General features: G+C 42.0%; 20 protein-coding genes. 8 read left to right on the top strand and 12 right to left on the bottom strand.

All coding sequences use genetic code 11. The features are described 5' to 3' along the window. Positions 1–44 precede the first annotated feature (44 nt). The 3 genes from ABD772_RS11775 (at position 45) to ABD772_RS11765 (ending at position 3,378) form a co-directional block, all read left to right on the top strand. Positions 45–668: a hypothetical protein gene (locus ABD772_RS11775; RefSeq protein ID WP_345104435.1), complete on the top strand. Its 624-nt coding sequence runs from the start codon at positions 45–47 to the stop codon at positions 666–668. Between the two features lie 185 nt (positions 669–853). Beyond that, positions 854–2,737 carry a DNA topoisomerase IV subunit B gene (locus ABD772_RS11770; RefSeq protein ID WP_345104433.1) on the top strand — a complete coding sequence of 628 codons (1,884 nt, stop codon included), beginning with the start codon at positions 854–856 and terminating at the stop codon, positions 2,735–2,737. Between the two features lie 155 nt (positions 2,738–2,892). Further along, entirely contained in the window at positions 2,893–3,378 is a 486-nt protein-coding gene (locus ABD772_RS11765; protein WP_345104430.1) for a cytidine deaminase, read from the top strand. A gap of 63 nt (positions 3,379–3,441) precedes the next feature. Here the strand turns inward: ABD772_RS11765 and ABD772_RS11760 are convergent, their stop codons facing one another. Further along, positions 3,442–3,864 carry a hypothetical protein gene (locus tag ABD772_RS11760; protein ID WP_345104427.1) on the bottom strand — a complete coding sequence of 141 codons (423 nt, stop codon included), beginning with the start codon at positions 3,862–3,864 and terminating at the stop codon, positions 3,442–3,444. A gap of 136 nt (positions 3,865–4,000) precedes the next feature. On the opposite strand from ABD772_RS11760, the gene ABD772_RS11755 reads away from it, so the two are divergent. After that, positions 4,001–4,531 (top strand): YdeI/OmpD-associated family protein, encoded by a 531-nt coding sequence (locus tag ABD772_RS11755; RefSeq protein ID WP_345104424.1) that lies wholly within the window; start codon positions 4,001–4,003, stop codon positions 4,529–4,531. 159 nt (positions 4,532–4,690) lie between these two features. After that, a complete protein-coding gene (locus ABD772_RS11750) occupies positions 4,691–7,495 on the top strand; it encodes a DNA gyrase/topoisomerase IV subunit A (protein WP_345104421.1) in 2,805 nt (934 codons plus the stop codon). 121 nt (positions 7,496–7,616) lie between these two features. Here ABD772_RS11750 and ABD772_RS11745 read toward each other — a convergent pair whose 3' ends face one another. The 4 genes from ABD772_RS11745 to msrA form a co-directional block, all read right to left on the bottom strand. Next, positions 7,617–8,483, bottom strand: a complete 867-nt coding sequence (locus ABD772_RS11745) for an aldose 1-epimerase family protein (RefSeq protein WP_345104419.1) — start codon at positions 8,481–8,483, stop codon at positions 7,617–7,619. A gap of 154 nt (positions 8,484–8,637) precedes the next feature. Continuing rightward, entirely contained in the window at positions 8,638–11,079 is a 2,442-nt protein-coding gene (locus ABD772_RS11740; RefSeq protein ID WP_345104417.1) for a beta-propeller fold lactonase family protein, read from the bottom strand. Between the two features lie 90 nt (positions 11,080–11,169). Beyond that, a complete protein-coding gene (locus ABD772_RS11735; protein WP_345104414.1) occupies positions 11,170–11,958 on the bottom strand; it encodes a 5'-nucleotidase, lipoprotein e(P4) family in 789 nt (262 codons plus the stop codon). Then, a complete protein-coding gene (msrA, locus tag ABD772_RS11730) occupies positions 11,959–12,510 on the bottom strand; it encodes a peptide-methionine (S)-S-oxide reductase MsrA (protein WP_345104411.1) in 552 nt (183 codons plus the stop codon). A 227-nt stretch (positions 12,511–12,737) separates the two neighbouring features. On the opposite strand from msrA, the gene ABD772_RS11725 reads away from it, so the two are divergent. Continuing rightward, positions 12,738–13,136, top strand: a complete 399-nt coding sequence (locus ABD772_RS11725; protein WP_345104408.1) for a DoxX family membrane protein — start codon at positions 12,738–12,740, stop codon at positions 13,134–13,136. Positions 13,137–13,166: 30 nt separating this feature from the next. Here the strand turns inward: ABD772_RS11725 and ABD772_RS11720 are convergent, their stop codons facing one another. From ABD772_RS11720 to kbl, 6 genes are all read right to left on the bottom strand, one after another. Beyond that, the gene (locus ABD772_RS11720) at positions 13,167–13,418 is read right to left on the bottom strand and encodes a helix-turn-helix domain-containing protein (protein WP_345104406.1); all 252 of its coding nucleotides are present in this window, start codon (positions 13,416–13,418) and stop codon (positions 13,167–13,169) included. A 204-nt stretch (positions 13,419–13,622) separates the two neighbouring features. Beyond that, positions 13,623–14,396, bottom strand: a complete 774-nt coding sequence (locus ABD772_RS11715) for a hypothetical protein (protein ID WP_345104404.1) — start codon at positions 14,394–14,396, stop codon at positions 13,623–13,625. Between the two features lie 102 nt (positions 14,397–14,498). Next, positions 14,499–15,080: a TetR/AcrR family transcriptional regulator gene (locus ABD772_RS11710; RefSeq protein ID WP_345104401.1), complete on the bottom strand. Its 582-nt coding sequence runs from the start codon at positions 15,078–15,080 to the stop codon at positions 14,499–14,501. Between the two features lie 5 nt (positions 15,081–15,085). Next, a complete protein-coding gene (locus ABD772_RS11705) occupies positions 15,086–15,502 on the bottom strand; it encodes a Rieske (2Fe-2S) protein (RefSeq protein ID WP_345104398.1) in 417 nt (138 codons plus the stop codon). A 3-nt stretch (positions 15,503–15,505) separates the two neighbouring features. Beyond that, a complete protein-coding gene (pheS, locus tag ABD772_RS11700; protein ID WP_345104396.1) occupies positions 15,506–16,540 on the bottom strand; it encodes a phenylalanine--tRNA ligase subunit alpha in 1,035 nt (344 codons plus the stop codon). Between the two features lie 154 nt (positions 16,541–16,694). Continuing rightward, the gene (gene kbl, locus ABD772_RS11695) at positions 16,695–17,885 is read right to left on the bottom strand and encodes a glycine C-acetyltransferase (protein WP_345104393.1); all 1,191 of its coding nucleotides are present in this window, start codon (positions 17,883–17,885) and stop codon (positions 16,695–16,697) included. Between the two features lie 124 nt (positions 17,886–18,009). Between kbl and ABD772_RS11690 the strand changes: the two genes are divergently transcribed. After that, entirely contained in the window at positions 18,010–20,499 is a 2,490-nt protein-coding gene (locus ABD772_RS11690; RefSeq protein WP_345104390.1) for a DUF5686 and carboxypeptidase regulatory-like domain-containing protein, read from the top strand. A gap of 114 nt (positions 20,500–20,613) precedes the next feature. Further along, entirely contained in the window at positions 20,614–21,585 is a 972-nt protein-coding gene (gene trhO / locus ABD772_RS11685) for an oxygen-dependent tRNA uridine(34) hydroxylase TrhO (protein WP_345104387.1), read from the top strand. A gap of 13 nt (positions 21,586–21,598) precedes the next feature. Here trhO and ABD772_RS11680 read toward each other — a convergent pair. Next, the coding region (locus tag ABD772_RS11680; RefSeq protein ID WP_345104385.1) for an integrase core domain-containing protein at positions 21,599–21,941 on the bottom strand (343 nt) is incomplete at its 5' end.

The following is a 21,941-nucleotide window of genomic DNA, read 5'->3' as shown; positions in this document are numbered from 1 at the left end:
ATAAATAATATAAAACTAAAAAACACCGTTTTTGAGTTTTGACCATGAATATTATCACTACTAAAATTAGCTGCTTATTGGTTGCTTTTTTACTGCTTCTTGCGGCCCCCGTAGCAGCACAAATAAACAAAGCCACTACAGGCCCACAATCACAGTTGAAAATTTTTGATGCTTCATTAGCCCAAATTGATGTTGCATTTACTTTTCCCGAAGGATTTAAAGAAATAAAAGCTCCGAATACTGATAGTTATCAATTTGATTATGCAATGATATTGCCCGATGCTGACTTCGAGATATGGTTCCGGGTAAATACACAAAAGGAAAACGAGAAATTATTGTCTGATAAAAATATTAAGGTTAATAACCCCGACTCATTGTTTATAAGCATAGCGCAGGATCAGATAGCGTCATTTACTTCGGAAAAAATACATTCAAAACACACATTGCCGCAATATATACTAAACAGGTACAATGCCGATGCGGGGTGCATTTATTTAATAAGTATTAATGATACACCTATAACCAAGCATTATAAATATGCCTTTATTACGGTGCTTCAAAAAAACGGATCCGGCACGGTGATGGCTATTTGTTTTACCAACGACAAAGGCCCGGAGTTTTTTAAAAACATGAACCTGGCCAGCAGCTGCCTGAAGTTTAAGGAATAGTTGTAAAGACTGGTTGTATTAATTGCTGCCTTCGTATTTAAGGTAACGGCTAATCTTCACAATCAACTCTATCGCTACACGGCGTGTGAATATGTTAACAGTTTAAATTAGAATTTGAGCGCCTAAGTTTTATTTTTGCTGGAGGGCCATTTGCTGCGCCCTGAATAAATATTTGATCAAAAAAAATGGCAGAACCAGTAAATTATAGTGAAGATAGTATCCGGTCGTTAGACTGGAAGGAGCATATACGCCTGCGCCCGGGTATGTATATTGGTAAACTGGGTGACGGGTCGGCATTTGATGACGGTATTTATGTGTTGCTGAAAGAGATAGTGGATAACTCGATCGACGAGTTTGTGATGGGTTCAGGTAAAACCATCGAAATTAATATCAGCGATCATAAAGTGAACGTTCGCGATTATGGCCGCGGCATTCCGCTGGGCAAGGTGATAGATTGCGTATCTAAAATAAATACCGGTGGTAAGTATGATAGTAAAGCCTTTCAGAAATCGGTTGGTTTGAACGGTGTAGGTACCAAGGCTGTTAACGCTTTATCTACTTCATTTATCGTACAATCATACCGCGACGGCCGCACTAAAATAGCCGAGTTTGAAAAAGGCGAACTGGTAAAAGAGGAGCCTGAAAAAGATACCACACAACGCAATGGTACGGCAATCAATTTCTTGCCTGACGATACAATTTTCAGACACTACCGTTTTATTCCGGAATTTGTAGAGAACATGATCTGGAATTATGTTTACCTGAACTCCGGGCTGACCATCAATTTCAACAATCAAAAATATTTTTCAGAGCGCGGATTGTATGATCTGTTAACTAAAAACACTGATGCAGAAACAATACGCTACCCTATCATCCACCTAAAAGGGGATGACATCGAGATAGCCATGACACACGGACAGCAATACGGCGAAGAATATTATTCGTTCGTAAATGGTCAGAATACCACGCAGGGGGGTACGCACCAGGCGGCTTTTCGTGAAGCGGTAGTTAAAACTATACGCGAGTTTTATAAAAAAGAGTTTGATGCATCTGATATCCGGGCGTCGATTGTTTCGGCTATTTCAATCAAGGTGCAGGAGCCGGTATTTGAGTCGCAAACTAAAACTAAACTGGGCTCGCTGAATATTGGTCCGGATGGGCCTTCGGTTCGTGGTTTTGTGAATGATTTCGTTAAAAAAGAACTGGACAACTATCTGCACAAAAACCCGGCAACTGCTGACGCTTTGCTGAAACGTATCATGCAATCAGAGCGCGAACGTAAAGACATTGCCGGTATTAAAAAACTGGCCAATGAGCGCGCTAAAAAAGCGTCATTGCATAACCGCAAACTTCGCGACTGCAAACTGCATTTTGACGATAATCATGAACGTAAGCAGGAAACCACTTTATTCATCACCGAGGGCGACTCGGCGAGCGGATCGATCACTAAATCGCGCGATGTGATGACGCAGGCAGTGTTCAGCCTAAAAGGTAAGCCATTAAACTGTTTTGGTTTAACCAAGAAAGTAGTTTATGAGAACGAAGAGTTTAATTTACTCCAGCATGCGCTGAACATCGAGGATGGCCTTGAGGGCTTGCGTTATAACAACATCGTAATAGCTACCGATGCCGATGTAGACGGCATGCACATCCGCTTGCTGTTGATGACTTTTTTTCTGCAGTTTTTCCCTGATATAGTGAAGGCCGGGCACGTATCTATATTGCAAACACCGTTGTTTCGCGTGCGCAATAAAAAAGAAACGATTTATTGTTATAGCGACGAAGAGCGCCGTAATGCCATTGCTAAACTAGGCGTGAAGCCAGAGATTACCCGCTTTAAAGGCTTAGGCGAGATATCGCCCGACGAGTTTGGGCTGTTTATCGGTAAAGATATGCGCCTGGATCCGGTGATTCTGAAAGATGCCAATATCAAAGGTTTGCTGGAATACTTTATGGGCAAAAACACGCCGGCAAGGCAGCAGCACATTATCGGCAACCTGCGGGTGGAGAAGGACGATGAAAGTGTAAACCCAACTATTGCCGGCGACGAAGTATTAGCGGTAGCCTAACCTTCCCCCTAAATAATAAGAGCCCTTTTGTTCAATCAGAACAAGGGGGCTTTTTACTTCCGTGATGATATGCCTGTTGTTTTTTTAAAATATATAAACCTTACTTTAAATTTCCTTATCTTGTTTCCCCTCCTTTTTTCAGAGAGGGTTAATAAATGATCAATCACGAAATTAAGATAGCTTTTCAGGAGTATTCTTCAGTTGATGAATTAGGTGTTACAGACCAGGCATTGTGTGCAGAGGCTGTAAATGCAATGGTACATTCACATTCGCCGTATTCCAAATTTAAAGTAGGCGCCGCTTTGCGATTAAAGAGCGGCAAAATTATACACGGCAGCAACCAGGAAAACGTAGCTTATCCCTCCGGGTTATGTGCCGAGCGGGTAGCGTTGTTTTATTGGGGAGCTAACCATCCGGATGATTCTATTGAAACTATGGCGGTTACTGCCTATACTGATGAATTTGAACTGCAAAAGCCGGTTACCTCATGCGGCTCATGCCTGCAGGTACTTGCCGAATGCGAAAAGATGCAAAATGAACAGGTAAAAGTTATTCTATTTGTAGGTAAGGGCCCGGTTTGGGTAGCCAACGGAATAGAAAGCTTCTTGCCATTTTTATTTTTTGAAGACCGGTTATCTTAGCCATATAAAAGAAAATGTCCGCTCACCGGCGGACATTTAACTATAAACAAAACTAAACTAAAATTAAGATTCGGCCCGGATTTTAGTGATTTGAAAATCGTCGTGATTTAAGGCAATAGTAACCAGGTTTGTACGGATATATCCCTCATAACGCATAATTAGTTTCACCACCATTTTGTTGTTGCTTTCGTCCATGATCGAAGTTGTGTAAGTGCAATTCTGATCAACGTTTTCTGATGCCTTAAGCGACTCCAATAACTGTTTTTTGTTAAGGTTAAATTCTTTATCGCCACGTAACATCGTGTATTTGACATCTTTTGCCAATATATTTTCAAGGCCATCAATTTTGCCGTGAACTACAGCATTTACGTAGATGTTCAATACATCATTTTTGGTTAAAGCAACAGCCGGATTGGTTGCAGCATTTGCTACGGTGCCCACTACTAAGAGCGTGAAGCCTAACAGGATTGATTTTAGAGCTTTCATAATATGATATTTTAAGGTTATTAATTAATTTTATATCTATAAGACACCAGCGGCTACCCAAACGTTACAAGTAAAAATTAATTTATTTGATGTTTAATTAAAATTTAACATTTGACCTATTTTTACCTGTCTCATTTTGAGAGATATTGACACTATGATTGAGTTTAGCACCATGATATTGCAGTTTGGGGAGATGGGCGAAAAAACCGGATGGCGGTACATTGAGGTAGCCGCCGATTTGGCACAGCAATTAAAGCCGGGCAATAAAAAATCATTTCGTGTAAAAGGTTTTTTGGATAGTTATCCTATCAGTGGCTTTGCGCTAATGCCTATGGGCGAAGGCAAGTTTATCATGCCTATTAAAGCGGATATCCGTAAGGCTATACATAAAGAAGCGGGTGCCATGCTTACCGTAAAACTCCAAGAGCATGCCGACTTTAAAGTTGACATCCCGACAGATTTGCAGGAGTGTTTTGATTTTGATCCGGAGGCCTCATATCAATTTAACAGTCTTGTAATGTCGCATAGAAATTATTTTATTAAGTGGATAGAAAGCGCAAAAACAGATGAGACACGAGCCATGCGTATAATAAATACCGTGAACGCCATGCTGCGTAAATGGAGTTACAATCAGATGATCCGCGAAATGAGAAAAGAGCGCGAATAAATCTTTATCTGGCAGGGTTGACCTTCTTTTCAAGTCATAGCATCAGCCTTGATTTTTTAGGTGCAAAACCTTTCGAATGTGTATAAAATCCCTGCACGTAAACATAGGCAGGTGGGCACATTTACCTATATTTACCCATCCATAAATTTTTGTTGACCAATGAGTGAAGATCTGAACGAAAGCGCTATACCTGATAATAATAACGATGAAAAGATACACAACGTTACCTCACTCGACGGGCTGTATGAAAACTGGTTCCTGGATTACGCGTCTTATGTAATCCTTGATCGTGCGGTTCCGCATATTAACGACGGTTTAAAACCCGTACAACGCCGCATATTACACTCGCTTAAAGAGATGGACGATGGACGCTTTAACAAAGCGGCTAACGTTATTGGTAATACCATGAAATATCACCCGCATGGTGATGCTTCTATAGGTGATGCCATGGTACAGATCGGGCAAAAAGATTTGTTGATAGATTGCCAGGGCAACTGGGGCGACCCGGTTACCGGCGACTCGGCAGCGGCCCCGCGTTATATTGAGGCGCGACTGTCTAAATTTGCTCTGGAGGTTGTCTTTAATCCCGATACTACGGTTTGGCAAGCCAGTTATGATGGCCGTAACAAAGAACCCATTACGCTGCCGGTTAAATTTCCATTGCTGTTAGCGCAGGGTGCCGAGGGCATTGCCGTAGGTTTGGCTACTAAGATTTTGCCGCATAACTTCGTCGAATTGTTAGATGCTTCGGTTGCGGTATTAAAAGGTGAAATACCAAACCTGATGCCCGATTTTCCGACCGGTGGTATGGCCGATGCGTCGGCTTATAATAATGGGCAGCGCGGGGGCCGAGTGCGCGTTCGGGCAAAGATCATTGAACGGGATAAAAAAACGCTGGCTATCACCGAAATACCTTTTACTACTACCACAGGTGGCTTGATTGACAGTGTTATTTCTGCTAACGACAAGGGTAAGATCAAGATCAAAAAGATAGAGGATAACACTGCGCGGAATGTTGAGATTGTTATCCACCTGGCACCCGGCATATCGCCTGATGTAACTATTGATGCGTTGTATGCTTTTACTGATTGCGAAGTATCCATATCGCCAAATACCTGTGTGATACAGGATGATAAACCCCGTTTTATAAGCGTGAATGAGATGCTTACTGAAAGTACTCATTACACCCGCGAGTTGCTGAAACAGGAATTGCAGATCAAGCTGAAAGAATTGATGGAAAAGATATTCTTCAGCTCTTTGCTCAAGATATTTATCCAGGAAGGGATGTATAAGCATTCGGATTATGAAAGCTCATCAAACTTTGAAGAGGTATTAGTAGTGCTAAACCGCTTGTTTGAGCCGTTCTTTCCGCAGTTTTATCGTGAGATCATGCCGGATGACTATAAAAAGCTCATAGATAAACCAATGAGTAGCATCACGCGTTTTGACGTTAAGAAAACGGACGAACAGATCAAGAACCTTGAAGCCGAGATCAAAACGGTAAAGCATCACCTGAAAAACCTTACCGAATACACGATCGATTGGTTCGAAAAACTAAAAGATAAATATGGTAAAGGCCGTGAGCGTAAAACCGAGTTGCGTACTTTCGATAAAGTAGAAGCATCGCAGGTAGCTTTAGCAAACGTTAAATTATATGTTAACCGCGAAGATGGCTTTATTGGTACAGGCTTACGGAAAGATGAATATGTAGGCGATTGCTCAGATATCGACGAGATCATTGTTTTCCGAGAGGACGGTAAGTGTATGATCACTAAGGTGCAGGAGAAGGTGTTTGTGGGTAAAGAGATTATTCATGTCGCCGTGTTCAAGAAAAATGATGAGCGTACCGTCTACAACATGATCTATAAGGATGGCGCAAGCGGCATCAGCTATATCAAACGTTTTGCTGTTACCGGGGTAACCCGCGATAAGGAGTATGATCTGACCAAGGGCAGCAAAGGGTCGAAAGTGCTGTATTTCTCGGCTAATCCAAATGGCGAAGCAGAAGTGGTGAACGTACAGTTGAAACCGCATCAAAAACTAAAGAAACTACAGTTTGATGAGGACTTTGCCCAACTGGCTATTAAAGGCCGCGGCTCAATGGGTAATATCATTACTAAATATCCGGTCAAAAAGATCATCCTGAAAAGCAAAGGCCTGTCAACCCTGGCCGGCCGTAAGATATGGTATGACGAGATTTTGAAACGATTGAACGTGGACGCAAGGGGTAAATACCTGGGCGAGTTTGATGGCGACGATCGTATTCTTACGGTTTTCTCGAATGGTGTTTATGAGCTTACCAGTTTCGATCTGAATAATCACTTCGATGACAAGATGGTACTGATAGAGAAATACAATCCTGAAAAAGTATACTCAATGGTGCATTACGATGGTAAATCAAAAAATTACCTGGTAAAGCGTTTTGTGTTTGAAAATACAGCTATTGGCAAACAAACCAGCATTATCAGCGACGAAAGCGGATCAAAAATGGCAGTAATTTCCGGCGCATCGCAGGTTGTAGTGAAGGTTGACCAGTTAAAAGGCGCATCAAAAATTCCAGAAACCGTTGAGCTGAACCTGGCCGATCTGATAGATGTTAAGGGTATGAAAGCCATGGGTAACCGACTTTCAGTTCATGCTGTACAAAGCGTGGTTTTAGAAGCAGAACATGATGACGAGGCCGATGTACCTGATCCTACTCCGGAAGCAGTAGCCGATACCGAAATATTAATTACTCCTGAGGAGAAAAAGATAGCTGACGAAGCGCCGACAGCAGCGGTTAACGCATCGGAAGCTATTGAAGAGGACGCGCAGGAACCAGAAATATCTCTTACAGAAGAGACAAAAGAGCCGGAGGCGCCATTGCCGGATTCTGAGCCGTTGCAACATAAAAAAGTTGATTTTGAGATCACTAATCCTGATGATATCGATATGGACGATAAAGGGCAGTTAGGCTTATTCTAAGCAAAAAAGGTATAACAGTTAATTAACTGTTATACCTTTTCAAGAAAAAACTTCAGTTAGTACGCAAAGTTGGGTACTAACCGAGGTTTTTGTTGCGTAGGCGTATGGTCGTAATTTAGTGTTACATGCTTATAAAGAAAGCACCCTCAAATACATGGCCAACCAATAATTTTTGTATCGCCTCCTTTTTACTAATGTCAACATGTTTGTCAACAGTGTCGGCGCAGCCTAGCCAAGGTTCAATGCACACAAAGTCGGCGCCTGGCTTGGCCCAGATCCCCAGGTAATTAAAATGAGGAAATTCAACTGTTAATGTCTGATCATGTTTCGTGCTTTTTATGTTTACTACTCTTGACTGCAGGTTTTTAAATACCAGCGCATCGTTGTTGAACATGTCACGGGTCAGGAATAGTTTGCCCTTGTTGGTAGCTACGGGTGCAGTTTGACCGTTGAATAAACCCTCGGGAGATAACAAATGGGTTTCCAGTTTTTCATCGACCTCAAACTCTATATAATAGTCTTCGTAATTCTCGCCTTTATTAAACGGTACGTTAAAGGCCGGGTGGCCGCCAACCGAAAAATAGATGGGTTTTTTATCCAGATTGATGAGCTTGTAAGTTACACGTAAGGCGTCGTCAACCAAATCATAATGAATTTGAAAGTCAAATTTATAAGGATATTTGGTCATCGTTTTTTCACAGTAAGGCAACGAGAACCAGGCAGACTGTTCGTCAGCCTGTAATAATAACAACTCGGATGTGCGGTTAAAACCATGGCGTGGCAGTTCATAGGTTTGGTCGTCAACCAATAATTGATTATTGATCAGCTGACCTACAATAGGAAACAAGTTTGGCGCATGCCATGGCCATACATTAGGGTCGGCTTGCCATAAGTGTTCCACCCCGGTTGTTTTGTTAAAAAATGAAGTTAATTCGCCGCCTTGATTACGGATAGCTACTCTGAAAAGATGATTCTCAATAATTGTCATGGGTATACGGTTATTAATGTCGAATATCCTGATTAATTCAGGACCGAGGCGGATAAAATTATCAATATAAAATTAAATAACGATTTATTCCTGCTCTCTATTCTCAATCATAAAAACGCGTCAGTCGACGTCCTGTTTCTATTGTTTTAAAATACTAATCATCGTCATCATCTTTCTTTTGTTCCAAAACAACAAAGGCGCTGCGTCTTGGCGCCGGCATAACCGAGTTCTCGCCTTTTATAGCTTTCCAGATCACTTCATTTAAAAGCAGGTCGGGTACTTTATCTTCATTAGCTAAATTGAAAGTGTCAGATAGCTTACTACTTTTATTTACAGCTATGTTACGCCGGTTAACATCAACTAGTGCCGGTTTTAAATCAAATGGTTTAAAGTCGGGAGTTGCAGTAAAGCAATCGTACATAGGCATTGCCGCTGCGTCATACTGGCTCATTGGCGGTAAACCTAATATCAGTTCCATCGTGCGCAATGCGCCCGAAGTTGAATACATGCCATGCGCCACGGTATTGCGTTTTACGTACGGGCCAACTACATATATCGGGGAACGGTGTGCATCAATATGGTCTGAACCATTTTGGGCATCATCTTCTAAAATAAATACTACTGATTCTTTCCAGATAGGGCTATGTGATAAATGCTCCAGTAACATACCCACGCCCTGGTCATTATCAGCAACAGCTCCGATAACCGAAACCGCACCCTTGCGTTGTCCGCTGGTATGGTCATTGCCCATGCGCACTATATTTAATTGGGGCACCTGGTTAATGTTTAGTAAAGAGTCAAAGTCATGCTCCCAAACATTTTCGCGGAAACGGTCGGTAATATTAAGATTAAAGCCCGGCATTTTTACGCAAAGATGGCCATGTAATGCTTTAATGGTAGTTTTTCCGTAAGCTGCAAATTCGCCATAGCTCCTGTAAGTAACACCTGCGCGCTTGCAGTAATCCCAAATATAACCATCGCGCGGGTCCACAGCTGTGCGAACTCCCTCACTGCCATAATCGCCACCGCGGCCGCCGTAGCTTGTAGGCCAGGTTTTTTCTATATAATCGGTAGCATAAGCAGCGGTGCTCCAGTTGTGGCCATCGGCGCTCACCTCTGCGTCTACATAAAAGTTATCGGCCAATACAAACTCATTGGCCATAGCGTGCAGGTTAGGGGTAACTTTATAACCAAACAGGCATAAAGAGGTATCGCCATTGCCTTTAGTAATATCACCTAAAACCTGATCATAAGTGCGGTTTTCTTTAATAATATAGAACACATGCTTAATGGGCGATTTATCTGCTCTACTTCGTGGGATGGGATTACCCGCAATACCCGGAGCCATTTTTTCTTTTCGGTCTGTAAACGGGGTATTTGCATAAACTTGTTTGGTAAATACTTTTAGCTGTGTTGGTGTTGGTGCATTAATAAAAGATAATGTGCCTTTAAACAAGCCACCTATATATTGTTCTTTGGTGTTGGTGGCACCCATGTGCACGCCGCTGTTGTCGGCTTTTTTGATAGGCATTGGTCCGCGTGGGTTAGCCATTGAAGTAAAGCCTTTACCGTTAGACACCAATATTTTATTGCCCAGCGTCTTGACGTTTGTTGGGTACCAACCTACCGGTATAAAGCCCCGGCTTTGGCTGCTGCCTTGTTTGCTTACATCAAAAACTGCAAGACAGTTATTGTCGGCATTGGCAATATAGAGTGTTTTTTCGTCTGATGACAAGGCCAGCCCGTTGGTGGTTGAGCCGGTTAAATGGGTTGGAAACAACGATGTTGATACCACCTCCGTTATTTTATTGTTGGCGGTATTGATAATAGAGACGGAGTTATCATTTGCATTGGCCACAAATAGACGCGTGCCTTTTTTATTTAGCAATAATTCGTTAGGGTGGCTGCCAACCGGGATTGATGTTATAGCACCGGTTGCTGTATTATAACAAGCTACTTCTCCACCGTTCCAAACGGAGATGTATAAAGTTTTTTCATCTGGCGATAGCAGGCAGCTATAAGCTTCTGCTTTTAATTTTATGGTCGATTTAACTTGCCGGGTTACCAGATCAACAATATAAAGACTGTTGTCTTCTTTGGTAACGGTATAAAGTAAAGTGTTTGCTTTGTTAACCGCGATACCGGTTGCGCAAACTTTATTTTTAGGGTAAGCAGCCGGCGCCAGTTTGATGGTATCGGCCGGAATTAATTTTTTATTCCTGATATCAAAATCTATGATCCAGTTGTCGTGACCGCCCGATGCGTATAAGTGTTTTTCGTCGCGGCTAAAGGTAAGCCCATACCACAGTTTGCCGATAACCTTTTCGTCGATTAACTTCTCATTTACCGGATCAATCAATTGTATGGATTGTGTACTCTGTCCGTTGTTGGTTACTGCCAGCATTTTGCCGGATGGGGACAACTGAATATTCAACGGCAGATCGCCTAACGGCAGTGAGGTGCCTACCGGGCTAAGTTTCCATCCGTTGGGTAATAATACCTGCCCGGTTTGTCCCACTTTACCGGGTAACTGTGCTTGAGCATTTAAGGCGGTAATTAAAGTTACCGCAAGGCCAAATAACGATTTGATTTTCATGATTTAAAAAAAGATTCAAATCAAAAATACACATTGTCTGACAGCATTGCTATAGCTTAACGCAAACTTAATATAATTGAACCGCCGCTGTTAGTTTATTTTAATCAACGTGCGGATAACAGAGTCTTTTTGGGCGCTGCTAAGCTTGTAATTATACTTAAATAGGGCATTTTCGAAATCGCCGTATGATGGGTTGGGGATAATGATGTATCTGCTGCCAAATTGCTTTTTTAACTTTTCGGTAACGGCCATGCGGTTTTCTTCGGTTGGTTTGTTGTCGTATACTACGTCAAAATCAGGCAGGTTATCGCCGCAAAGTAATACAATGTTATATCTGGCCAACACTTGTTGGCGGCGCGTTTCTTTGCTTGAAGTATTTTGTTTCAGGATGATATGCTCAGCATCGGCATAAGGCAAATGGTATAGTTTCAAATTTTTAGTAGTGCCCTGACGTTCATCTTCGTCACGGTTAGTAATATAAAACACCGCCACGCCCTTTGACGCGGCATATTTAAAAAATGATGGTGCGCCGGGTACGGTATCTGCAATGCCTTTTGCTGTCCATCGCTTCCAGGCTTTCAGATCAAACTCGCGGTTATTTATAGCTAGCATTGCGTCCAGCGGACTGTTGTCCAACAGTGTTTCGTCAATATCGGTTACAACGGCCAGCGGCTTTTTACTTTTATGTCGCAATGCGTCATCCAATCTTAACCTGGCAATATTATAAGCTTGAAAACATAAAGCTTTGTACTCAGCGGCACGTTGCTGATATAGAGACGACCAAACTTTACCCGCGTTGCCGGTAGACAAAGAGACATCTTGCGCCCGCGCCGCACAGAAATATAATAACAAGCCCGAAAGCAACAACAATTTTTTCATTTATAGTAATTCAGACTTAATCTTGTCTGTGAACTCCTTGGCAAACTTATTCAGTTTGGGCTGTATCACAAAAGCACAATACGGTTTGGTAGAATTGTCCACAAAATAATTTTGATGATAATTTTCAGCCTTATAAAATTCTGATACCGGGCTTAACTCAGTTACAATCGGCTTATCGAAAACTTGCTCATCAGTTAGACGTTTGATCATTGCGCCGGCTTTTTCTTTTTGTTCTTGTGTGTGATAAAAGATTACCGAACGGTATTGTGTACCGACGTCATTACCCTGACGATTCAGGCTGGTAGGGTCGTGGGTTTTAAAAAAGATAAGCAATATTTCGTCAAGGCTAACCTGGCCGGCATCATACTCAACCTCAACAACCTCGGCGTGCCCGGTAGTTCCGCTGCAAATTTGCTCATAAGTCGGGTTTTTAGTTTGCCCCCCCATATAGCCCGAAGTCACCGCGCTAACACCTCTAACAGTTTGAAAAATAGCTTCGGTGCACCAGAAGCACCCGCTACCAAATGTTATTTTTTGAATGTTTGTAGACATAACACAAATTTACTTCTTTGTTAAAGATTAACGCCCCGGCAATGTTTCTGAAAAGTAATTATTTGGAAACGCGAATATAAGTTTCGCCTCGTTTAACCTTTTAAACCATATATGCGTATTAGTATTATAACTTAAGAATGACAATTGGTTTTATAAAATATTTGTTTAAACATGTAAGTTTACGAAACTTATAATCAAAAACTTAGTTAATCAATAAACTCACAATTATGAAAATTGCAGCATTAATCGCCCGTATATTACTGGGTTTGATCTTCGTAGTATTCGGTTTAAATTTCTTTTTTCCTCAGGTTTTACACATGACATCGCCGCCAATGAGTAAAGAGGCGACAGCCTTTTCTATGGGTTTATGGGGCTCAGGCTATTTCTTTCAATTCTTGAAAGTGATTGAGATTTTGAGCGGTTTATTTTTATTAATTAACCGTTATACCGCTTTCTTTTTATTGGTGTTATTGCCAATCAGTGTAAATGTTTTCCTGTTCCATACCATACTGGCCCCTTCCGGCATACCTGTGGGAGCGACGATTTTAGTGTTGAATTTGTTTTTGTGCATTGCACACATCAAATATTACACCGGCGTGTTTACCGCTAAACCGAAGGTTGGTTAACTGGCGGGCACCTGCACCCGCCTTAAAAGTTCAGCTTGCTTTTTTGGCCGGGTGCATAGTTACTACGGTTACTGTTATCAGTTCGGCAGGTGAGATGCTCAATATTTCGGCAATCTGATAAAGCCGTTCTACCGACATCTTGGTTTTGCTCATCTCTATTTTGCTATACGCATTTTGAGTAATGTTTAACAAGTTTGCCATTTGCGTTTGCGAAATACGCAATTGGGTACGTCGGCTTTTGATGTTAGTGGCTACGGCTCGTAATTGGGCGTCTACATTCATTATTCAGAATATTAATTCATAAATCTAGCCATAGCGATAAGTATTTTATTGCGTTTTTGACAATGAATAAAATGAATAACTGGTTAGTACCGTATTGACATACAGCTATTAAAACCATACGGTTTATGCAAATTTACCTAAATCGATTACCAGCAAACGCTCCAGGTTTCGGAGCGTTTGCTGGTAATAGGAGGCGGCAGACTGTTATTTTTTGGTGTACGAACCGGTAAGCAGGTTAATAACATAAACCGATGTGCCTACGGTCAGTGTCGCTTGATTATTTCCATTAAAAACTAAAGTACCACTGAAGCTAAATGAGCCGGCCGGTACTGTACCAGAAATGGAGATATTAGCCGTACCGCCGGTAATTACCCTGGGTGATTTGGTTAGCGTGACATTGGTTACGCTAATATTAACTACACTGCTGCCGCTTGTTTTGTCGCCTACTTTTGAATTGAATGAACCCTGGCGGTTATAACTGCCATTAATGGTAAAATTGGTAGCAGAGTTGCTTAAGCCAGCAATAGTAATGCTTGATGTGCCCGAAGCCGATGATGACAGACGGGGGCCGTCAAAACTACCGTGGTAGGTTACGGCTGTTACTATGTTATCGGGATTGTTATTATTGCAATTTAGCGTACGTGAAAATTTGTAAAACGCATCAAAGGTCACGGAATTGTTATTGCCCGAAAAGCTTATACTGTCGGCAATAGTGGTACCGCAAGCCTGGTGTGCGGCGTTAGACGATGTAGAATTTAACGATTGTTTGCCGGCAGAACTGGTTGCCTGGGCATTGGCGCTGATGTTATCGGCCATGCTTACAAAACCAAATGAGTTTGCAGCTACAGCGCTTGCAGCCATATCTGCAGCAACATCAGTAGAAACATTGGCGTTGTTTTTAGGGCTATTGTTTTTTTTACAAGAGATTGCAAAAAGCAGAGCTACGGATACAATTAGCGTGGATTTCAGTGCTTTCATAATGTTTTAAAAGGATTGGTGTTTATATAGAACAACAAAAACTATGCTAAATGATAAGTGGGGTAGATAAGAGATACACAATCACCCCAGGCAATCAGGATATCAAATGGTGATGGCTGCCTTTACAAGGTAAGGCAATATTTCTTTTTGGAAAGAAACAAAGTTTTTGCGCACATCGGAATCACTGACCGAGGTGAAGGCAAAACTAAACACGATATTCTTGCTGCATTTAATCAGGAAGCGCATTCGCTGATGGAAGTTGTCCATTTGACGGATAGATTTCAAACGGTTAAATGAAGCCAGCAGCAACTCTTCCAGTTCGTTGCTTAAATTCTTTAAAAAGTCTTGCGAGTTAGTGCTTTCGCGAATGAAATCCCAGCCTATAAATTCATTACAAACCGTATAGCTAAGGCGGCAGGTTTTCATGATCAGGTTGCTCAGGTGAGCCTCTTCATCAATCTCTGAAGTATTGGTTGATATCAAATCATCAACACTTACACGTATATAATCCATCAACAGCGTATGCAATACGTGTTCTTTGCTGTCAAAATATTTATAGATGGTTGCCTTGGCAATTTTGGCCCGTTTGGCAATTTCGTTCACACTGGTTTTATGATACCCGAATTTGCGAAACAGCTCTTGTGCCGCACGTTTGATGCTATCTTTAATTTTTTCGGCTTCCATGTAGCTCAGTTCTGTACAAATATCTCAAAACCATTGGTAATTACAGCATAAGCTTTCAATGATTTTACAGCAGGTGCTTTAGTAGGCGTTCCATCTTCCAAAAGCCATTTGGCACCGCTACACGGATCGGTAACGGTAAGCGAAGGGTTATCTAATGTGACAGCACATTTATTCTGAGGCAAATAAGCACTGCAACGATCATAAGCGGCATAACCACCGGTTGCCCGCCGATAAATGATCAATCCCGCAACACCATAGCCGTTTATGATTACTGCGCCGCCGGTGTTATGGAGGGCGTTCAGTCGCGGGTCTGTCAAAGCCATCTGCAGGTTAACGGATACATTAGGGACATAGTCGCTTGCCTTACCACACGAAAGAAAGCTTACAACCAACGCAAATACAACCCCCAACTTTTTAGCCATACACTATATAATTTCTGTTTGGAACTGTTTCAGGAAACGTTCATCGTTCTCGCTAAATAAACGCAGGTCGCGTATTACATATTTTAGGTTGGCAATACGCTCCATGCCCATACCAAAGGCAAAGCCGGTATATTTTTTACTATCAATACCACAATTTTCCAAAACATTCGGATCAACCATGCCGCAACCTAATATCTCAACCCAGCCGCTGTATTTACACATATTACAACCGGCGCCTTTACAAATGGTACAAGACACATCCATTTCGGCAGACGGTTCAGTAAACGGGAAGTATGATGGACGGAAACGTACTTGCGTACCTTCGCCGTACAATTCCTGCACAAAGTGATACAGCGTTTGTTTCAAATCGGCAAATGATACATTCTCATCAATATATAAACCTTCAACCTGGTGAAAGAAACAATGTGCACGGGCAGAAATAGCTTCGTTACGATAAACCCGGCCCGGCATAATAGCGCGGAATGGCGGTTTGCCGTTTTCCATCATGCGCACTTGTACTGATGAAGTATGGGTACGCAAAGCGATGTCATCTTTACCGTTAGTCTTTTTAATGAAGAAAGTATCCTGCATATCGCGGGCAGGGTGCTCCTGGGGGAAATTCAGAGCCGAGAAGTTATGCCAATCATCTTCAATCTCCGGCCCCTCGGCTACATTGAAGCCCAGGCGTTTAAATATGTCGATGATCTCATTACGCACTAATGACAAAGGGTGGCGCGAGCCTACCTCGAAATTATCACCCGGCAGGGTCATATCCAGATCAGCTTTTTGCGAACCCTGATCGGCGCTGAAGTTTTCTTTCAGATCATTATACTTAGCCTCGGTTAGTTGCTTAAACTGGTTCAATACCTTACCAAAGGTGCGTTTTTCTTCGGGGCCCACTGTTTTAAATTGTTCAAACAGGTCTTTAACTATCCCTTTGGTACCTAAAAATTTAATCCTGAAAGTTTCCAACTCATCCGCATTAGCAGGCGAAAAGGCACTAATTTCGGCGGTATATTGATCTATTTTTTCTTGCATTATAGTGTATATTATTGCTTTGGGTATCTACTATAGTAAATAGGCTGCAAATTTAGTATATTTTGTCATTGCGAGGAGGAACGATGAAGCAATCGCACCCATCCGGGCTTTTTCTATTGCGATTTCCATGCTATGCTTGCCATGCCAAATGAGATTATTTTAATACGCCCAAGGCCTTACCAACCTTAGTAAACGCAGCGATAGCTTTATCCAGATGCTCTCTGTCATGCGCAGCAGAGATCTGCACACGGATGCGCGCTTTTCCCTGAGGTACTACCGGATAGTAAAAACCAATTACATAAATACCTTCTTCAAGCATTTTAGCTGCAAATTCCTGCGCCAGTTTGGCATCATATAACATCACCGGTACAATAGGGTGCACGCCTGGTTTAATGTCGAAACCTGCATCAGTCATCGCTTTGCGGAAATATTGTGTATTGCTTTCCAGTTTATCGCGTAGTTGGGTAGTTTCGCTTAACATATCCAATACAGCAATAGACGCACCGGTAATAGCAGGAGCCAGCGTATTAGAGAACAAATATGGTCTTGAGCGCTGGCGCAGCATATCGATGATCTCTTTACGGCCGGATGTAAATCCACCCGATGCCCCGCCTAAAGCTTTACCCAGGGTGCCCGTGATGATATCGATCTTACCCATTACATTATGATATTCATGCGTGCCGCGACCAGTTTTACCCATAAAGCCTGAGCAATGGCTTTCATCTATCATTACCAATGCGTTATATTTTTCGGCCAATTGGCATATTTTATCTAATTGAGCTATGGTGCCATCCATAGAGAAAGCGCCGTCGGTTACTATAATACGGTGACGCAGGCCTGCAGTTTCCTGCAGTTTGGCTTCCAGGTCGGCCATGTCATCATGTTTGTAGCGATAACGCTGTGCTTTGCATAAACGCACGCCGTCAATAATTGATGCGTGATTTAACTCGTCAGAAATAATAGCATCCTGAGCGTCAAATAAAGGCTCAAACACACCACCGTTTGCGTCAAAAGCGGCAGCATATAATATAGTATCCTCGGTGCCCAAAAACTCAGCAATTTTTTTTTCCAGTTCTTTGTGGATATCCTGGGTGCCGCAAATAAACCTAACGGACGACAATCCGTAGCCATGTGTATCCATCGCCTTTTTTGCGGCCTCAACTACCCGCTTATCGCCCGACAAGCCCAGGTAATTATTCGCACAAAAGTTTATTACTTCCTTGCCGCCCTGTACGGTTATATCCGCACCCTGCGGCGACGTGATAATGCGTTCTCTTTTATATAAGCCTGCTTCCTCGATGGCGGTAAGCTCTTGTTGTAAAGTCGGTTGTAGTGTGTTATACATATTCGGTCAATTTTTACAAAACTAAGCATTAATGGCCATTTAGCTTTTAAACTGCCGCGTTTAAAACAATAATTATGTGTTTAAGCAAACATTTATGCACTTAAAACATTATTTGATGAGCCGGATGAAAAAATGTTTACTATATACGTTATTGTTAATAAATGCCTTCACCTTTAAGGCATTAGGGCAGCAGTATATCTTATCCGGTCACGTCACTGATCAGCGAGGCGCACCTGTTTCATTCGTATCGGTGTACATTCGCAATACTACTTACGGTACTACCAGTAACGAGCAGGGCGTTTATAAATTTAATTTAAGCCCGGGCGAGTATGATGTCATCTATCGCTACGTTGGTTATAAAGAGCAAATCGATCATATCACGATATCAGACCATAGCGTGCTGCATAACGTGCAGATGGAAGACGAAGTCTTTAAACTAAAAGCGGTTAATATTGTAGATAAGCGTAACCGCGACACTGCCGCCAGCAGAATTATGCGTAGGGTGATAGCCAAGCGTGAATTTTATCTGAAAGAGGTCAATACTTTCTCATGCGCTGTATACGTCAAAGGTGTGCAAAAGCTAACCGGTGCTCCAAAAAAATTGCTGAGCAATGGCGTGTCAAAGGTACTGGATCTGGATAGTAACGGCCGTGGTATCTTTTATCAGTCTGAGTCAATATCCAATTACAATTATAAGCGCCCCAATAAAGTAAAAGAGATCACCATATCAGCGCGTGAAGCCGGTATTTCGCCAACGTTTAGTTATAATAAGGCGTCAGATCTGCAGGCCAATTTTTACAATAACTTATTTAGTGTACCGGGATTAAGCAGCCATGCTTTTGTATCGCCGGTAGCTAAAAACGCTTTTAGTTTTTACCGTTATCATCTGGAAGGTGCGACAGTGGAGAACGGTCACACCATTGACAAAATTAAACTGTCGGCCCGCGGCGATGGCGAATACAGTTTTGAGGGCTATATCTATATATTGGAAGGCGATTGGCGCATTTATAGCGTCGATGTGCATTTAACCAACAAGGTTAACCGCCTTAATTTTGTGGATACCATGAAGATCAGTCAGCAATATATCCCGGTTGAAGATAACACCTGGATGCCTGCTTCTATCCAGTATGATTATAGTGGCGACGTATTAGGTTTTAAATTTGAGGGATATTACATAGCTATTTATAATAACTATAAATTTAATGTAACCTTTCCACCCGATTTCTTTAATGGCGAAGTTATGCGTCTTGATACTGCTGCGAATTTGAAAACTGCCGATTACTGGTTTAAAAATCGCCCTATACCATTAACCGCGCAGGAGACACGGGATTACCAAAAGAAAGACAGCATACTGCGCCTGGAGAAGTCAAAACCTTATCTTGACTCTTTGCAAAAACATAAGAACCGAATATTAATTCTTCCGTACACCGTATTTGGATTTACCGCTACCAGCAGAGATAATAAGGATTCACTGTACGTTTATCCATTTAACAAGACCCTGTTTTATAATACAGTTCAAGGTTTGGGTATTAACTTAAAAGCGCGCTTGTCTCACACATCTGACGATTTTAAAACGCTCGGAATCATTCCAAATCTGCGCTACGGATTTGCGGATAAGTTATTCAGCGCCAATATTCACTCCTATTATATTTATGACCTGTTTCATGAAGGCCGTTTCTTCCTGAATTTTGGTAGCGATGTATTGGATTTAAACAACGTAGGTACGCGGTCATTATATTTTAATACACTGAGTACGTTACTCAGTAACAATAACTATGTTAAGTATTACCGGTCGGATTTTGGCGATGCAGGCTTTATGCGCGAGTTGAGTAATGGTATTTTATTCACGGTATCGTTGTCTTATGCTAATCGCACTCAACTGTTCAATACCTCGTATGCGCATATTTTTAAATCATCAACAAAGCATTATACTTCAAATAATCCGTTGGCGCCTGATACCGTGCCGGCAAACGACCGGTCGATATTGTTTCCGCAAAACCAGGCGCTGACGCTGAATGCTTCGGTTAAGTTTACATTCGATCAGCATTATATTACCAGGGCAACCGGCAAAATTTATTTACCGTCAAAATACCCAACTTTAACCGTAAACTATCGCAAGGCTATACCGGGCGTATTTGGGGCCGATGCCGGTTATGATTTTGTGTCTGCAGATGTTTCACAAAGCAGAATACGCCTCGGCTTACTGGGCTACTCATCATTCAAGCTATCAGCAGGCGATTTCCTGAATAAAAAAGCCCTGTATTTTATGGACTACAACCACTTTTTAGGTAACCAGGGTTTAACCTTCGACCCGACTTATGTGGGCAGTTTTCATTTTCTCCCGTTTTATCAGTTCAGTGCCAATAGTTTTTACTTTGAAGCGCACTATCAGCACAATTTTGCCGGCTCGCTGCTTAATCATATAGGCTTTATGCGTAAGTTAAAACTGGAAGAAGTTATAGGCGCCAACTACTTAACAGAAAAGAATGACATGAACTACTCTGAGTTATATGTCGGTCTGCAACGCTTTATATTCCGGGTTGACTATGGTATATCTTATGCTGGCAGCCACAAATATCTGCAAGGGTTCAGAATATATTATGGTATCAGGTAAGCCAAAAGCTTAAAGCGCATGTAAAAAAAGCGTTCAGCTTTGGACTTTTAGCTTTCAGCTTAAACAGTTATCTTTGTACCTCATTTAACACCGTTTGCAGCGGCATCAATGGTTATGGGACAATATAATACACTACTTTACTATTGTTATTCGACAATAGAAGACGGGGAGCAGTTTGCTGCCGATCATTTAAAATTTTGCAAATCACTTAATTTAACGGGGCGCATTATTGTAGCCAGCGAAGGCTTGAATGGCACCGTTTCTGGTGCAGCTGAAGCATGTAAGACCTATATGGATACCGTACATGCCGATCCGCGTTTTGCGTCGATAGACTTTAAGATTGATGAAGTGGATGTGCCGTCATTCGTAAAAATGCACGTCCGTTATAAAGAGGAGATCGTTCATTCTGGCCTGCGCGACCCTAATATCATCAATCCACAACTAAAAACCGGCGTACATCTGGAGCCGAAGGAATTTTTAGAGATGAAGGATGAAGAAGATGTAGTGATCCTGGATGTGCGCTCAAACTATGAGCACAACCTGGGAAGATTTAAAAATGCTATTACGCTGGACATTGAGAACTTTCGCGATTTCCCGGATAAGATCAACGAGCTGGCTCAATACAAAGACAAGAAAGTAATAACCTATTGTACCGGTGGTATTAAATGCGAAAAGGCATCGGCGCTGTTGTTGCATGAAGGGTTTAAAGATGTATACCAGTTGCACGGTGGTATTATTAAATATGGTAAAGAAGCCGGTGGCGAGGATTTTGAGGGCAAATGTTATGTATTCGATAACCGCCTGGCAGTCGAGGTGAATAGTGTTAATCCGGTTGCTATATCAACGTGCTACAACTGCGGCAAGGTTACCGAGAAGATGATCAACTGCGCTAACCCCGAGTGCAATGAGCACTTTACCCAGTGTGATGAATGCGGCACCGCCATGGAGGGTTGTTGCAGCGACGACTGTAAAGCACATCCACGTAAACGGGTTTATGACGGTACCGGCTACTATGTAAAAGTGCCTCAACCGGTAAATATGAAAGAGAAAGTAACGTTAGCTTTGAGTCGTCCTAAAATAGGTTGACAGAAATTAATGGTTAAAGATAGTCCTTGTTGGGTAAAACCGGCAAGGATTTTTTATTATGTACGATTTGAGGTGTTTGATAGTTCAATGCCAAATGTGGTCTGCGACAATTATAAAGGCTGATAGCTTCATTTATTAATAATCTTGCCTGATGAATGTCAGCCGGTTTAGTGATCAGAAATTCATTTTTAAGGATACCATTGATACGTTCAGCTAAAGCATTCTGATAACAATCATATCCATCGGTCATTGACGGCGTGATGTGATGTTTGGCCAACAACTGCTGATATTGTGCTGAGCAGTATTGCAATCCTCTGTCCGAGTGATGTATCAATGGCGCAGCGATTTGTTCTTGT

Origin of the sequence: Mucilaginibacter panaciglaebae (assembly GCF_039539265.1) — a bacterium.
GTDB classification, from domain to species: Bacteria; Bacteroidota; Bacteroidia; order Sphingobacteriales; family Sphingobacteriaceae; genus Mucilaginibacter; species Mucilaginibacter panaciglaebae.
The sequence above is the reverse complement of the archived record's forward strand: the minus strand, read 5'-3'. Positions and strand labels throughout refer to the sequence as shown.

Coding starts and splice junctions, on each gene's coding strand:
- ABD772_RS11775 (WP_345104435.1), top strand. CDS start 45: ATGAATATTATCACTACTAAAATTAGCTGCTTATTGGTTGCTTTTTTA.
- ABD772_RS11770 (WP_345104433.1), top strand. CDS start 854: ATGGCAGAACCAGTAAATTATAGTGAAGATAGTATCCGGTCGTTAGAC.
- ABD772_RS11765 (WP_345104430.1), top strand. CDS start 2,893: ATGATCAATCACGAAATTAAGATAGCTTTTCAGGAGTATTCTTCAGTT.
- ABD772_RS11760 (WP_345104427.1), bottom strand. CDS start 3,864: ATGAAAGCTCTAAAATCAATCCTGTTAGGCTTCACGCTCTTAGTAGTG.
- ABD772_RS11750 (WP_345104421.1), top strand. CDS start 4,691: ATGAGTGAAGATCTGAACGAAAGCGCTATACCTGATAATAATAACGAT.
- ABD772_RS11745 (WP_345104419.1), bottom strand. CDS start 8,483: ATGACAATTATTGAGAATCATCTTTTCAGAGTAGCTATCCGTAATCAA.
- ABD772_RS11740 (WP_345104417.1), bottom strand. CDS start 11,079: ATGAAAATCAAATCGTTATTTGGCCTTGCGGTAACTTTAATTACCGCC.
- ABD772_RS11735 (WP_345104414.1), bottom strand. CDS start 11,958: ATGAAAAAATTGTTGTTGCTTTCGGGCTTGTTATTATATTTCTGTGCG.
- msrA (WP_345104411.1), bottom strand. CDS start 12,510: ATGTCTACAAACATTCAAAAAATAACATTTGGTAGCGGGTGCTTCTGG.
- ABD772_RS11725 (WP_345104408.1), top strand. CDS start 12,738: ATGAAAATTGCAGCATTAATCGCCCGTATATTACTGGGTTTGATCTTC.
- ABD772_RS11720 (WP_345104406.1), bottom strand. CDS start 13,418: ATGAATGTAGACGCCCAATTACGAGCCGTAGCCACTAACATCAAAAGC.
- ABD772_RS11715 (WP_345104404.1), bottom strand. CDS start 14,396: ATGAAAGCACTGAAATCCACGCTAATTGTATCCGTAGCTCTGCTTTTT.
- ABD772_RS11710 (WP_345104401.1), bottom strand. CDS start 15,080: ATGGAAGCCGAAAAAATTAAAGATAGCATCAAACGTGCGGCACAAGAG.
- ABD772_RS11705 (WP_345104398.1), bottom strand. CDS start 15,502: ATGGCTAAAAAGTTGGGGGTTGTATTTGCGTTGGTTGTAAGCTTTCTT.
- pheS (WP_345104396.1), bottom strand. CDS start 16,540: ATGCAAGAAAAAATAGATCAATATACCGCCGAAATTAGTGCCTTTTCG.
- kbl (WP_345104393.1), bottom strand. CDS start 17,885: ATGTATAACACACTACAACCGACTTTACAACAAGAGCTTACCGCCATC.
- ABD772_RS11690 (WP_345104390.1), top strand. CDS start 18,010: ATGAAAAAATGTTTACTATATACGTTATTGTTAATAAATGCCTTCACC.
- trhO (WP_345104387.1), top strand. CDS start 20,614: ATGGGACAATATAATACACTACTTTACTATTGTTATTCGACAATAGAA.